Here is a 12,092-nt window from a genome sequence, read left to right on the forward strand (position 1 = left end):
AGCAGCACCCGCAGCACCGTCCCGGCAGCCATGCATCACGGCAGGAAAAACGCCTGCGCCAATGGGAGCATCGGCCGCAGCCGGAACGGCCGGTGTTTCCGGAGCCCGATCCGCCGATCTACAAACCGCTTGGCTGAGAGCCCGCAGGCCCAGCCGGCGCTGCCGGTCGGGCCGTCAAAGCCGCACCACCACGGGTGATGCGTATTCGCGCCCCACCAGCGCCAGCACCCGCTGGTAGCTGGCGCGGGCGGCTTCGCTCATCGTGGCCAGGTCCACGGTGCCCACGGCGTCGCAGGGAAAGGCAAAACGCCGCCCGGGGTGCGTCAAAGATTCAAAGCGCAGTTCATGCGCGGCCGGCGGCTCGCCCGGCACGGTCGAGGAAGGGTGGGTCATGCCCGACCATCGGCAACCCACATGCCAGTGCCACCGGCAGAAGGCGGGCGCCCCGCCTTCACAACGTTAAAGCCCGCGCTTCAGCTCTTCAAAGGACGTGCAAGGCCCCTCAGGCCCACAGTGACGGCACTGCATCAGCAGCCCTTCCCGCCGTGAACCGAGGAGCCCGCCATGAACCCGATCAGCCGCACCGCCCGCCTGTTGTTTGCCGGCCTGGCCGCCTGCACCACCGTGACGCTGCTGCAGCAGGTGGTGGCCGAAGCAGGGCCCGAGCGTGCCGTGCTGATGGCCCGGCTGCACCCGGTGGCTGCGCCTGCGGCGCCGGCGGCCACGGTGGTGGCGCTGGCCGCCGCGCCCGCCGGCCGGTGAAGCCGGCCACGGCACACTCGCGGGATGACAAGGTCCCGCCATGCCGTCGAGCATCCCCCGGAAAGCCCGGCGCAGCGCCGGGCGCTGCGCGCCATCGCCGCCTTCGAGGCGCTCAAGGGCCTGGTGGCGCTGGCCGCCGGCCTGGGGCTGCTGAGCCTGCTGCACCACGACCTGCACCGGCTGGCGCTGGCCCTCATCGGCCACGTGGGCCTGGACCCGGGCGACCACTATCCCGCGCTGCTGCTGGGTCAGATGGACCGGCTGCAGCACCTGCCGGCCCAGCAGGTGCTGCTGGCCGTGCTGGCCTACGTGAGCCTGCGCTGGGTGGAAGCCTGGGGCCTGTGGCGGGGCGCTGCCTGGGGCGAGTGCCTGGGGGCGGTGTCCGGTGCCTTGTACCTGCCGCTGGAACTGCGGCACCTGCTGCACCGGCCCACGGTGGCGGCCGCCGCGGTCGTCACCCTGAATGCCATTCTGGTGGTGGTGCTGGCGCGGCAGTGGTGGCGCCAGCGCGGCCTGCGCCGGACGGCGGTCAGCCGAGAGGCCGACTGAAAGGTCGCTGGAGGGGCCGACCGGGCGGCCCCGACCGCGACGCCTGAGTCGCCGGTCGCCCGCGGCCGGCCCAGTCCGGCTGGCCGTACGCCCATGCCGCGGCGCGTTCGCAAGCTCGAACGGCGCCGCGCCGACCGCTGACACGCGGTCGTCATAAACCTCGTGGATTCAAGCACTTGGCGGTGGCGCGACGCCGTCGCCCGGCGACGCCGCGCTTGGCATGCCCGCTGCAATGTCCTGGCTTCAGGGGCACCCGCGTTCACGACGGGGCCGCAACCCAGGAGGGGTCGATGACGGATCGCACGGCAAGCCTTGCAGGCGCCGACGGCGGCGTGCTGCCGGCGGCGGCAGCGCCTGGCCTGCAGGAATCGCTGCAGCAGCTGTCGGCCCGCTTCTCGGGGCTGGCCCCGGGGGCCCGCGCGTGGCGCAGCAGCTTCCACGGCAGCGGCGCCCAGGCCATGGAGTCGGCGCTGCGCCTGGCCCGCGCCCACAGCGGCCGGCCCGCCATCATCAAGCTCAGCAGCGGCTGCCTGCCCGGCGCCACGCCCGCCTGGACCGAGTTCGGCCGCCCCGCCGGCCCGGTGTGGCGGCTGCCGGCGCCCACGCCGCTGCACGGCGACACCGCGGAACACACGCTGGGCCGGCTGGACGAGCTGCTGGCCGGGCCGCTGCGCCCGCACCGGGTGGCGGCCCTGGTCATCGAGCCGCTGCAGGCCGAAGGCAGCGTGCAGCTGCTGGACGCCGACCTGCTGGCCGAGCTGCGCCGCCGCTGCGACTGGCACCACATCCAGCTGGTGGCCGACGAGACGCGTTGCGGCCTGGCCCGCACCGGGCGCCTGCGGGCGATGGACCACCACACGGTGCAGGCCGACCTGGTGGTGCATGCGCAGGGGCCCGACGCCCCGCTGCCGCTGGCGGTGGTCACCGGCCGCGCGGAGCTGATGCAGGCGGCCCCCGACGAAGGCCCCTGGCCCGAAGGGCCGAGCCTGCTGGCGCGGGCCCAGGCGGTGCGGGCCCAGCATGCGGTGCTCGATGCGATCGAGCGCCAGCGCCTGTGCGAGCGTGCCGAACAGCGCGGCCGCCAGCTGGTGGCGGTGCTGGTGCGGGCGATGGCCTGCCAGCCGCGCATCGCCGACATCCGCGGCCTGGGCTCGGTGCTGGCGGTGGAGTGCCTGGACGGCAGCCTGCCCGACCCCGCCTTCGCGCGCCGCGTGCAGGCGCGTGCGGCGCAGCACGGCCTGCAGCTGCCGGTGTCCGGCGAAGCGGCCAACGTGCTGCGCTTTCCGTATTCGCTGGCGATCGACGACCGCGCCTTCGACGCGTTGTGCACCGCCGCCGAACTGGCCTTGCGCGGCGCCTGAGGCCGCCGCCCCCATCACCCACCACCACACAGTCGATACAGGAGAGAGGAAGAGCCATGAGCGCAACGAAGAAGCGGCTGCCAGCCGCGCTGTACATCCTGGTGGCGATGCTGCTGGGCATCGCCATCGGGTACCTGGTGTACCTGGAGTTCCCCGACAAGCAGGTGGCCGCGCAGATCGCGGGCTACATCTCCATCGTGTCGGACGTGTTCCTGCGGCTGATCAAGATGCTGATCGCGCCGCTGGTGTTCTCCACGCTGGTGGTGGGCATCGCCCACATGGGCACCGCCTCGTCGGTGGGCCGGGTGTTCGGCAAGTCGCTGGCCTGGTTCTTCACCGCGTCGCTGGTGTCGCTGGTGCTGGGCCTGGTGATGGCCAACCTGCTGCAGCCCGGGCTCAACCTGGGCCTGCCGCTGCCGGACATCGGCGCTTCGGCCAACCTGGCCACGGCCAAGTTCACGGTCAAGGACTTCGTCAGCCACCTGGTGCCCAAGTCCTTCGCCGAGGCGATGGCCAACAACGAGATCCTGCAGATCGTGGTGTTCTCGATGTTCTTTGGCGTGGCGCTGGCCTCGCTGGGTGATAAAGCCAGGACCCTGGTGGCCGGCATCGAAGAGCTGTCGCATGCCATGCTGGTGATCACCGGCTACGTGATGAAGCTGGCGCCGCTGGCCGTGATGGCGGCCATGGCCGCCACCGTGGCGGTCAACGGGCTGGAAATCCTGGTCAAGTTCGCCGTCTTCATGGGCGACTTCTACCTGGGCCTGTTCCTGCTGTGGGCGGTGCTCATCGGCGCCGGCCTGCTGTTCCTGGGCCCGCGGGTGTTCAAGCTGCTGGTGCTCATCAAGGAAGCCTTCCTGCTGTCGTTCGCCACCGCCAGCTCCGAAGCGGCCTACCCGAAGATCCTGGACGCGCTGGACCGTTTCGGCGTGCGCCGCAAGATCAGCAGCTTCGTGATGCCGATGGGCTACTCCTTCAACCTGGACGGCTCGATGATGTACTGCACCTTCGCCGTGCTCTTCATCGCCCAGGCCTATGGCATTCACCTGCCGCTGTCCACGCAGGTCACGATGCTGCTGATCCTGATGCTCACTTCCAAGGGCATGGCCGGCGTGCCGCGCGCTTCGCTGGTGGTCATCGCCGCCACGCTCAACCAGTTCAACATCCCCGAAGCGGGTCTGCTGCTGATCCTGGGCGTGGACACCTTCCTCGACATGGGCCGCTCGGCCACCAATGCGGTGGGTAACTCCATCGCCACCGCGGTGGTCGCCAAGTGGGAAGGCGAGCTGGTGCCCGAAGAGCAGGCCGCCGCCCGCGCCGCGGAAATGGACGCGTCCGCGCGTGCAGCCGCGGCGGCGCAGCTGGCCCGCGCCTGAGCGCACCTCTGTGCCCGTAAGCCGCGCCGTTTTTGCCGGTTGAATCTGGCGACAACGGCAAAATCGGCGCATGAACAAACATGTGCAAGGTGCGGGGCTGGCGTTGCTGGGCGCGGCCCTGGTGCTGGCCGCCTCGGCGGCCGGCTACCGCGTCGGCGAGGCGCAAGGCCTGGCCGCGCTGCGCACCGACCTCGGTCACCGCTTCGACCTCTTCGGGGCCACCGCCGAAGGGCAGGTCGAGCGCCTGGCCCACGCGCCCGCGCTGCTGCAGCTGCACCCGGCGGTGATGGCCTTGTTCAAGCCACCGCGCCTGGCCGGCCCCGATGCCGGTGTGCAGCAGCTGCTGCGTGAACTCAACGCCCGCCAGGGCAGCCTGGCGATGTTCGTGGCCGACCCGCGCGGCACCGTGCTGGCCACCAGCCACACCGTCGGCGCCGACGACGGGCGCCTGGGCGAAGACATCTCGGCGCGCCCCTACTACCTGCAGGCGCTGGCCGGCCGCCCGGGCCGCCATTTTTCGGTGGGCAGCACCGTCACCGAGCCGGGCTACTACTTCTCGCACCCGCTGTACGAAGGGCCGCGCGTGGTGGGCGTGGCGGTGGTCAAGGTGTCGCTGGCCGCCGTGGCGCTGGCGCTGCCCCTGCTGGGCACGCCGGCCCTGCTGGTCGATGCCAACGACGTGGTGATCCAGGCCACCGACCCGCGCTGGCTGTACCGCACGCTGCGGCCCTTGTCGCTGGACACCGACGTGGACCTGGAACTCACCGGCATGTACGGGCAGCGGCGGCTGGGCCGCTTCCCGCTGGCGCTGCAACTGCCCTGGGGCACGCCGGGCAGCGATGTCGAGCAGCTGATCCCGCCGGCCGCCGCATCTGCCAGTGCCGCCGACCCGGCCGCGCCTGACGCCGCAGGCGGTCTGCTGGTGCGCGGGCGCGCGCTGCCCGGGCTGGACTGGCGGCTGCTGGTGATGGCCGACCTGGCGCCGGTGCGTGCACAGGCCCGGGCCGGTGCCGGGCTGGCGGGGCTGGCATCGGCGCTGCTGCTGGCCGCTGCGCTGGTGGGCTTGCAGCGGCGCCGGGCCTCGCAGCAGCGCCGCCAGACGCAGCAGCACCTGCAGCGCCTGAATGCCGAGCTGGAACAGACGGTGGCCCGCCGCACCGCGGCGCTCACCGCCGCCAACCACGATCTGCGCCGCGAGGTGGCCGTGCGCGAGCAGGCCGAAGCCACGCTGCGCGAGGCGCAGGACGAACTGGTGCAGGCCGCCAAGCTGGCGGTGCTGGGCCAGCTGTCCACCGGCATCACGCATGAACTGGCACAGCCGCTGGGCGGCATCCGCACGCTGGCGGGCAATGCCCGTGAATTCATCCGCCGCGGCGACCTGGATGGCGCCCATGGCAACCTGGCCCTGGTGGACCAGCTGGTCGAGCGCATGGGCGGCATCATCCATCCCTTCAAGGCCTTTGCCCGCAAGTCGCCGGTGGCGCCCGAGCCGGTGCCGGTGGGCGCCGCGCTCAAGAGCGCGCTGTTCCTGCTGGACCAGCGGCTGCGGGCCGCGCAGGTGCAGCTGCGTTGCCAGCCGCCGCTGGACGCGCCGGCGGCCCAAATGCCCATGGCCTGGTGCAACCGCAACCGGCTGGAACAGGTGCTGATCAACCTGGTGGGTAATGCGGTGGACGCGATGGCCGAGGCGCCGCGGCGGCTGTTGCAGATCGACGCCTGGCAGGAAGACAGCCGCGACGGCCAGCGCGTGTGCATCCGCATCGCCGACAGCGGCCCGGGCCTGCCGCCCAAGGTGCTGGCAGGCCTGTTCACCCCGTTTTTCACCACCAAGCCCGCGGGCAGCGGCCTCGGCCTGGGGCTGGTCATCTCCCGCGGCATCGCCCGCGACTACGGCGGCGACCTGGTGGCCACCTCGCTCGCCGAAGGCGGCGCCGTCTTCACCCTCAGCCTGCCGCCGGCACCGGCGGGCCAAGCCCTGGCATGAAACCGAAGTTGTCCGTTCTGATCATCGAAGACGATGCCCTGATGCGGCTTGGCTGCGTGCAGGCGCTGCAGTTTGCCGGCCTGCCGGTGCAGGCCTTCGAGGCGGCCGAAGCCGCCTGGCCGCAGCTGCGGCCGCAGTTTCCGGGCGTCGTGGTCACCGACATGCGGCTGCCGGGCATCGACGGCATGGAGGTGGTGCGCCGCTGCCAGCAGCTCGACCCGACGCTGCCGGTGGTGGTGATCACCGGCCATGGCGACATCGCGATGGCGGTGGAGGCCATGCGCAGCGGCGCCTACGACTTCCTGCCCAAGCCCTTCCAGCCCGAGCTGCTGGTGGAAGTGGTGCAGCGGGCGCTGGACAAACGTGCGCTGACGCTGGAGCTGCAGTCGCTGCAGCACCGGCTGGCACAGCTGGAGGGGGTGGAGGGCAAGCTGATCGGCCTGTCGCCCCAGATGGAGCGGGTGCGCCGCCTGGTGCGCGAGGTGGCCGACAGCCCGGTGGACGTGATGATCCGCGGCGAGACCGGCGCCGGCAAGGAGCTGGTGGCACAGGCGCTGCACCAGCTGTCGGGCCGGCGCAGCCAGGCCTTCGTGGCGCTGAACTGCGGCGGCCTGCCTGAAAGCCTGCTCGACAGCGAGCTGTTCGGCCACGAGGCCGGCGCCTTCACCGGCGCGCACAAGCGGCGGGTGGGCAAGATCGAGCATGCGCATGGCGGCACGCTGTTCCTCGACGAGCTGGAAAGCATGCCGATGAATGTGCAGGTCAAGCTGCTGCGGGTGCTGCAGGAGCGGGTGATCGAGCGCCTGGGCTCCAACGCGCAGACGCCGGTGGACTGCCGCGTGGTGGCCGCCACCAAGGACGACCTGCTGGCGCGCGCGAAGGCGCACACCTTCCGCGCCGACCTGTACTACCGGCTCAACGTGGTGGTGATCGACCTGCCGCCGCTGCGCGAGCGGCGCGAGGACATTCCGCTGCTGCTGGAGCACTTTCTGCTGCTGGCCGCCAGCCGCTACCAGCGGCCGCTGCCCGAGGTGCCCGCCGCCAAGCTGCACCGGCTGATGGCCCACGACTGGCCCGGCAACGTGCGCGAGCTGCGCAACGTGGCCGACTGCCTGGTGCTGGGCGTGGCCAAGGACGGCGCGCAGGGCGCCGAGCCGGCGGCCGCACCGCGCAACCTGGCCGAGGCGGTGGACGACTTCGAGCGCAGCCTGATCGCCAGCGAATGGCATCGCCACGACGGCAGCCTGGCCCGCACCGCGCAGGCCCTGAACACCCCCAAGACCACGCTGCACGGCAAGCTGCGCCGCTACGGCTTGATGAAGTAGGGCGCGGCCGTCAGGCCGCCCCCGTCATTCAGACCTGACGGGCGCGCGGCTCTGGTCGTTGTGGATGTGCACGAACTTCTGCAGCAGCCGGATCAGCTCCGCCCGCTCCTCGTCGGTCAGGCTGTCCAGCATCTTGTCGCTCAGCCGGTGGATGCCGCTGACGCAGCCGGCCAGCACCTGAAGGCCTGCTTCGGTCAGCGCCAGGCTGCGCTGCCGGCGCGCCAGCAGCTCGCGCACGATCCAGCCCTTGGCTTCCAGCCTGCGGCAGATGTCGGCGGTGGTGGAGTTGTCCAGGCCCACCCGTTCGGCCAGCGTCACCTGGTCGATGCCCGGCTGGTCCTGCAGCATGCGCAGCACCGCGTACTGCACCGGCGTCACGTCGCGGCCCAGCTCTTCATGGAACATCGACACCGCGATCTGGTGCGCGCGGCGGATCAGGTGGCCCGGCTGCTGGTACAGCTCGATCGACAGGTCGGAAGGCGTGGTGTTCATGGGCGGGTACGGCTGGGCGGCCGATGCTAACAAGCGCGGTGCGCCAGCCGCACGTGGGCACTGGGGTCTCGTCGTTTGCGGGATAACCCTGTCGAACAAGCGTTCCACGTTCCGTACACTGAATCACGATGAGTGTACGCAATGACGTATGCCCGCCCTTTGCGCTGGATCAACAAGCGGTACCGGCGCCCGACCCCCGCCACGGAGACGAGCCAGGATGTCAGCTTCCCCCACACCCGCCAGTGCCAGCGCCCCCGCGCTCGACCACAAGCCGATGAACGCCTTCCAGTGGGGCGCCGTCATCGTCTGCATGGTCATCAACATGGTCGATGGCTTCGACGTGCTGGTCACCGCCTTCGCCGCCAAGTCGATCTCGGCGGAATGGGCGCTCAACGGATCGCAGCTGGGCCTGCTGCTGAGCGCCGGGCTGATGGGCATGGCCGGCGGCTCGCTGTTCATCGCGCCCTGGGCCGACCGTGTCGGCCGCCGGCCGATGATCCTGGGCTGCCTCACGCTGTCTGGCATCGGCATGCTGCTGTCGGCCATGGCCCACACGCCGCTGGAGCTGGGCGCGCTGCGGGTGCTCACCGGCCTGGGCGTGGGCGGCATCCTGGCCTGCAGCAACGTCATCGCCAGCGAATACGCCTCGCTGCGCTGGCGCGGCCTGGCCGTCACGCTGCAGTCCACCGGCTATGCGCTGGGCTCGGCGTTGGGCGGTGCGCTGGCCGTGTGGCTGATCGAGCAGCACGGCTGGCGCTCGATCTTCCTCTTCGGCGGTGCCGCCACGCTGGCGGTGGCGCTGCTGGTGCTGGCGCGGCTGCCCGAGTCGATGGACTTCCTGCTCACGCGGCGCCCGGCCGATGCGCTGCGCCGCATCAACACCTTGAACGCCGCGCTGGGCCTGCCGGCGCTGGCGGCGCTGCCGCCGCGCGTGGCGGCCACCGGCCCGCAGGGCAGCCGCCTGGCGCAGCTGCTGGGCCCCACGCTGCGCCGGCCCACGCTGCTGGTGTGGCTGTCGTTCTTCACCGTGATGTTCGGCTTTTACTTCGTGATGAGCTGGACGCCCAAGCTGCTCAGCGCATCGGGACTGACCGGGCCGCAGGGTGTCACGGCCGGCGTGCTGCTCAGCCTGGGCGGCATCCTGGGCGCGGCACTGCTGGGGCTGCTGGCCGCGCGGCTGCCGCTCAAGCGGGTGCTGGCCGGCTTCCTGGTGATCACCGCCTTGCTGCTCAGCGTGTTCGTCAGCTCGTCGCATCCGCTGGCGATGTCGTATGCGCTGGCCTTTCTGATCGGCGCCTTCGCCAACGGCAGCGTGGCGGGGCTGTATGCCATCGGCCCGGTGGTGTACCCGGCGCAGGTGCGTGCCACCGGCCTCGGGCTGGGCATCGGCATCGGCCGGCTGGGTGCCATCGTGTCGCCGCTGGTGGCCGGCGCCCTGATCGACCAGCATTGGCTGCCCACGCAGCTGTACCTGGGTTACGGGCTGGCCTTTGCGGTGGCCGCCGTGATCGTGCTGATGCACCGCCTGTCGTCCGACGCAGCACCCGCCGGCGCGCCTGCGATGAAGGCCAGCGCCGCCCATTGATTGGCAAGGAGTACGCCCATGTTTCCCAAGAACGCCTGGTACGTGGCCGCAATGGCCGAAGAAGTGGGCGAGCAGCCGCTCGGCCGCACCGTCTGCAAGGAGCCGATGGTCCTCTACCGCAATGCCGCCGGCAGCGTGGTGGCGCTGGAAGACTTCTGCCCGCACCGCGGTGCGCCGCTATCGCTGGGCCGGGTGGTCGAAGGCCAGCTGGTCTGCGGCTACCACGGGCTGACCATGGGCTGCGACGGCAAGACGGTGGCCATGCCCGGCCAGCGGGTGCGGGGCTTTCCGGCCATCCGGGCCTTCCCGGCCATCGAGCGCTACGGCTTCATCTGGGTGTGGCCGGGCGCCGGCGTGCCCACGCCGCTGCCCAGCCTGCATTGGGCCGAAAGCCCCGAGTGGGCCTACGGCGGCGGCCGCTACCACGTGCAGTGCGACTACCGGCTGATGGTGGACAACCTGATGGACCTGACGCACGAGACCTACGTGCATGCCAACAGCATCGGCCAGAAGGAGATCGACGAGGCGCCGGTCAACACCAAGGTCAACGGCGACGAGGTGGTGACCAGCCGCTTCATGAACGGCGTGCATGCGCCGCCGTTCTGGCGCATGGCGCTGCGCGGCAATGGCCTGCCCGAAGACCAGCTGGTCGACCGTTGGCAGGTGTGCCGCTTCACGCCGCCCAGCCACGTGATGATCGAGGTGGGCGTGGCCCTGGCCGGCCATGGCGGCTACGAGGCGCCGCCGCAGCACAAGGTGTCGGCGCTGGTGGTGGACTTCATCACGCCCGAAACCGACACCTCGCACCACTACTTCTGGGGCATGGCCCGCCACTTCAAGCCCGAGGACGCCGCGCTGACCGACAGCATCCGGCAAGGGCAGGGCAAGATCTTCTCGGAAGACATGGAGATGCTGGAGCGCCAGCAGCGCAACCTGCTGGCCCACCCCGAGCGCAAGCTGCTGGCGCTGAACATCGACGCCGGCGGCGTGCAGTCGCGCCGCGTGATCGACCGCTGGCTGCAGGCCGAGCAGGCCGCCACCGGCGCGGTGCTGGCCAGCGCAGGAGCCGCCGGATGAGCGCCACGCCCTGGCTGCGCGCCCGCGTGGCCCGCAAGACGATGGAGACCGAGTCCATCTGCCGGCTGGAACTGGTGGCCGATGGCGAGCAGCCGCTGCCGCCGTTCACCGCCGGCGCGCACATCGACCTGCGGCTGCCCGGCGGCCTGGTGCGCCAGTATTCGCTGAGCAATGCACCGGCCGACGGCGGGCGCTATGTGCTGGGCGTGCTGCGCGAGCCGGCGTCGCGCGGCGGTTCGGCCGCGGTGCACCAGGCGCTGGCCGAAGGCACGGTGGTCGAGATCAGCCCGCCGCGCAACCATTTCGCGCTGGCGCAGGGCGCTGAGCAGCACCTGCTGTTGGCCGGCGGCATCGGCATCACGCCGCTGCTGAGCATGGCGCAGCACCTGGCCGCCGAGGGCCAGGCTTTTGCGCTGCACTACTGCACCCGCTCCCCGGCGCAGACGGCCTTTGCCTCACTGCTGGCCGCGGCCCACCTGGCGCCCCGGGTGCACCACCACTTCGACGATGGCGATGCGGCGCAGAAGCTGGACCTGACCGCATTGCTCGCGCAGCCGCGTGCGGGCGTGCACCTGTACGTGTGCGGGCCGCGGGGCTTCATGGACTGGGTGCTGGCGGCGGCCCGCCAGGCCGGCTGGCCGGAAGCGCAGCTGCACTACGAGTTCTTTGCCGGCGAAACGGTGGACCTGAGCGACGCCGGCAGCTTCCAGGTGAAGCTGGCCAGCAGTGGCCGCGTGATCGAGGTCCGGCCCGACCAGACGGTGGTGCAGGCGCTGGCCGCCTGCGGTGTCGACGTGCCGGTGTCCTGCGAGCAGGGCGTGTGCGGCACCTGCCTGACCCGGGTGCTGGAAGGCACGCCGGACCACAAGGACCTGTACCTGACCGAAAAAGAGCAGGCGCTCAACGACCAGTTCACGCCCTGCTGCTCACGCGCGCGCACGCCGCTGCTGGTGCTGGACCTGTAGCCGGCGCCGCGCGCGGCGCGGCCTCACGCAGCCGTCAGCGGCGGCGCTGCAGCAGCACGCCCGCCACCACACCGGCGACCACGCCGGCCACCAGCGCACCACCCACCACCTGCCAGGGGTGCGCATGCACCAGGTCGTCGGCCGCGCGGGCGGTCTGGCGGCCTTGTTCCACCGCGCTGTCGCGGGCGTTGAGCAGCGCTTCACGCGCGGCGCGCAGCTTGGCCAGGCCGCGGGCACGCAGCTCTTCGGCGCGGCTGCCTTCGGCCTTGGCGGCATCGGCCAGGGCCTCGTGCGCGCTGGTCAGGGCGCCTTGCGCGTCGGCTTGCAGGGCTTCGATGGAATGCAGGGACATGGGGGCTCTCTCAGGTGGTTGAGGGGGGACAACGGCAGTCCCGCTGCATGCGCCATGCCAGGCGGGGCGCCTGCGGCAGGCCGGCGGGGCAGGGTGGCCGCCGTTCGGCAGGGCGTAAGGGCGTTGGGCTCCACGTACGCGGCGGCGTACACGGGCCCACGGCGGGCACCCGGGTTCCGCCCCAGGGGCGGGCACGGCAGGCCGGCGCACAATCGGCGCATGAGCCGTGATGTCCTTGCCCGCCGCCACCGCGCCATCAAGCGC

General features: G+C 71.6%; 12 protein-coding genes. 9 read left to right on the plus strand and 3 right to left on the minus strand.

Annotated elements, in window-relative coordinates:
• Positions 1 to 174: 174 nt before the first annotated feature.
• Entirely contained in the window at positions 175 to 393 is a 219-nt protein-coding gene (locus ABNT58_RS20990; protein WP_348755360.1) for a hypothetical protein, read from the minus strand.
• 171 nt (positions 394 to 564) lie between these two features.
• Between ABNT58_RS20990 and ABNT58_RS20995 the strand changes: the two genes are divergently transcribed.
• The 6 genes from ABNT58_RS20995 to ABNT58_RS21020 all read left to right on the plus strand — a co-directional run bounded on the left by ABNT58_RS20995 (position 565) and on the right by ABNT58_RS21020 (position 7,357).
• On the plus strand, positions 565 to 762 hold the full coding sequence (locus ABNT58_RS20995) for a hypothetical protein (RefSeq protein WP_348755361.1): 198 nt from the start codon (positions 565 to 567) through the stop codon (positions 760 to 762).
• Between the two features lie 24 nt (positions 763 to 786).
• Positions 787 to 1,311: a DUF2127 domain-containing protein gene (locus tag ABNT58_RS21000; RefSeq protein WP_348755362.1), complete on the plus strand. Its 525-nt coding sequence runs from the start codon at positions 787 to 789 to the stop codon at positions 1,309 to 1,311.
• Between the two features lie 290 nt (positions 1,312 to 1,601).
• On the plus strand, positions 1,602 to 2,672 hold the full coding sequence (locus ABNT58_RS21005) for an aminotransferase class III-fold pyridoxal phosphate-dependent enzyme (protein ID WP_348755363.1): 1,071 nt from the start codon (positions 1,602 to 1,604) through the stop codon (positions 2,670 to 2,672).
• Between the two features lie 56 nt (positions 2,673 to 2,728).
• Positions 2,729 to 4,048 (plus strand): dicarboxylate/amino acid:cation symporter, encoded by a 1,320-nt coding sequence (locus ABNT58_RS21010; protein ID WP_348755364.1) that lies wholly within the window; start codon positions 2,729 to 2,731, stop codon positions 4,046 to 4,048.
• A gap of 70 nt (positions 4,049 to 4,118) precedes the next feature.
• Complete coding sequence (locus ABNT58_RS21015; RefSeq protein ID WP_348755365.1) at positions 4,119 to 6,032, plus strand: ATP-binding protein; 1,914 nt, start codon at positions 4,119 to 4,121, stop codon at positions 6,030 to 6,032.
• A complete protein-coding gene (locus ABNT58_RS21020; protein ID WP_348755366.1) occupies positions 6,029 to 7,357 on the plus strand; it encodes a sigma-54 dependent transcriptional regulator in 1,329 nt (442 codons plus the stop codon). The genes ABNT58_RS21015 and ABNT58_RS21020 overlap by 4 nt, the downstream gene beginning before the upstream one ends.
• A 24-nt stretch (positions 7,358 to 7,381) precedes the next feature.
• Here ABNT58_RS21020 and ABNT58_RS21025 read toward each other — a convergent pair whose 3' ends face one another.
• Positions 7,382 to 7,849, minus strand: coding sequence for a MarR family transcriptional regulator (locus ABNT58_RS21025; protein WP_348755367.1), 468 nt, complete (start codon positions 7,847 to 7,849; stop codon positions 7,382 to 7,384).
• 217 nt (positions 7,850 to 8,066) lie between these two features.
• Between ABNT58_RS21025 and ABNT58_RS21030 the strand changes: the two genes are divergently transcribed.
• Genes ABNT58_RS21030 through ABNT58_RS21040 form a run of 3 tightly spaced genes read left to right on the plus strand, consistent with a single transcriptional unit; the run spans position 8,067 to position 11,476 of the window.
• Positions 8,067 to 9,434, plus strand: a complete 1,368-nt coding sequence (locus ABNT58_RS21030) for an MFS transporter (protein WP_348755368.1) — start codon at positions 8,067 to 8,069, stop codon at positions 9,432 to 9,434.
• Positions 9,435 to 9,452: 18 nt separating this feature from the next.
• Complete coding sequence (locus ABNT58_RS21035; protein WP_348755369.1) at positions 9,453 to 10,511, plus strand: aromatic ring-hydroxylating dioxygenase subunit alpha; 1,059 nt, start codon at positions 9,453 to 9,455, stop codon at positions 10,509 to 10,511.
• On the plus strand, positions 10,508 to 11,476 hold the full coding sequence (locus tag ABNT58_RS21040; RefSeq protein ID WP_348755370.1) for a PDR/VanB family oxidoreductase: 969 nt from the start codon (positions 10,508 to 10,510) through the stop codon (positions 11,474 to 11,476). Before ABNT58_RS21035 ends, ABNT58_RS21040 begins: the two co-directional genes overlap by 4 nt.
• Before the next feature lie 34 nt (positions 11,477 to 11,510).
• Here ABNT58_RS21040 and ABNT58_RS21045 read toward each other — a convergent pair whose 3' ends face one another.
• Positions 11,511 to 11,828, minus strand: a complete 318-nt coding sequence (locus ABNT58_RS21045; RefSeq protein ID WP_348755371.1) for a DUF883 domain-containing protein — start codon at positions 11,826 to 11,828, stop codon at positions 11,511 to 11,513.
• Positions 11,829 to 12,092 lie beyond the last annotated feature (264 nt).

Origin of the sequence: uncultured Aquincola sp. (assembly GCF_964001545.1) — a bacterium.
Lineage (GTDB): Bacteria > Pseudomonadota > Gammaproteobacteria > Burkholderiales > Burkholderiaceae_C > Aquincola.

Excerpts from the sequence above, each read along its gene's own strand:
- ABNT58_RS21035 (WP_348755369.1), top strand. The coding sequence starts at position 9,453 with ATGTTTCCCAAGAACGCCTGGTACGTGGCCGCAATGGCCGAAGAAGTG.
- ABNT58_RS21030 (WP_348755368.1), top strand. The coding sequence starts at position 8,067 with ATGTCAGCTTCCCCCACACCCGCCAGTGCCAGCGCCCCCGCGCTCGAC.
- ABNT58_RS21005 (WP_348755363.1), top strand. The coding sequence starts at position 1,602 with ATGACGGATCGCACGGCAAGCCTTGCAGGCGCCGACGGCGGCGTGCTG.
- ABNT58_RS20995 (WP_348755361.1), top strand. The coding sequence starts at position 565 with ATGAACCCGATCAGCCGCACCGCCCGCCTGTTGTTTGCCGGCCTGGCC.
- ABNT58_RS21020 (WP_348755366.1), top strand. The coding sequence starts at position 6,029 with ATGAAACCGAAGTTGTCCGTTCTGATCATCGAAGACGATGCCCTGATG.
- ABNT58_RS21010 (WP_348755364.1), top strand. The coding sequence starts at position 2,729 with ATGAGCGCAACGAAGAAGCGGCTGCCAGCCGCGCTGTACATCCTGGTG.
- ABNT58_RS21000 (WP_348755362.1), top strand. The coding sequence starts at position 787 with ATGACAAGGTCCCGCCATGCCGTCGAGCATCCCCCGGAAAGCCCGGCG.
- ABNT58_RS20990 (WP_348755360.1), bottom strand. The coding sequence starts at position 393 with ATGACCCACCCTTCCTCGACCGTGCCGGGCGAGCCGCCGGCCGCGCAT.
- ABNT58_RS21045 (WP_348755371.1), bottom strand. The coding sequence starts at position 11,828 with ATGTCCCTGCATTCCATCGAAGCCCTGCAAGCCGACGCGCAAGGCGCC.
- ABNT58_RS21015 (WP_348755365.1), top strand. The coding sequence starts at position 4,119 with ATGAACAAACATGTGCAAGGTGCGGGGCTGGCGTTGCTGGGCGCGGCC.
- ABNT58_RS21040 (WP_348755370.1), top strand. The coding sequence starts at position 10,508 with ATGAGCGCCACGCCCTGGCTGCGCGCCCGCGTGGCCCGCAAGACGATG.
- ABNT58_RS21025 (WP_348755367.1), bottom strand. The coding sequence starts at position 7,849 with ATGAACACCACGCCTTCCGACCTGTCGATCGAGCTGTACCAGCAGCCG.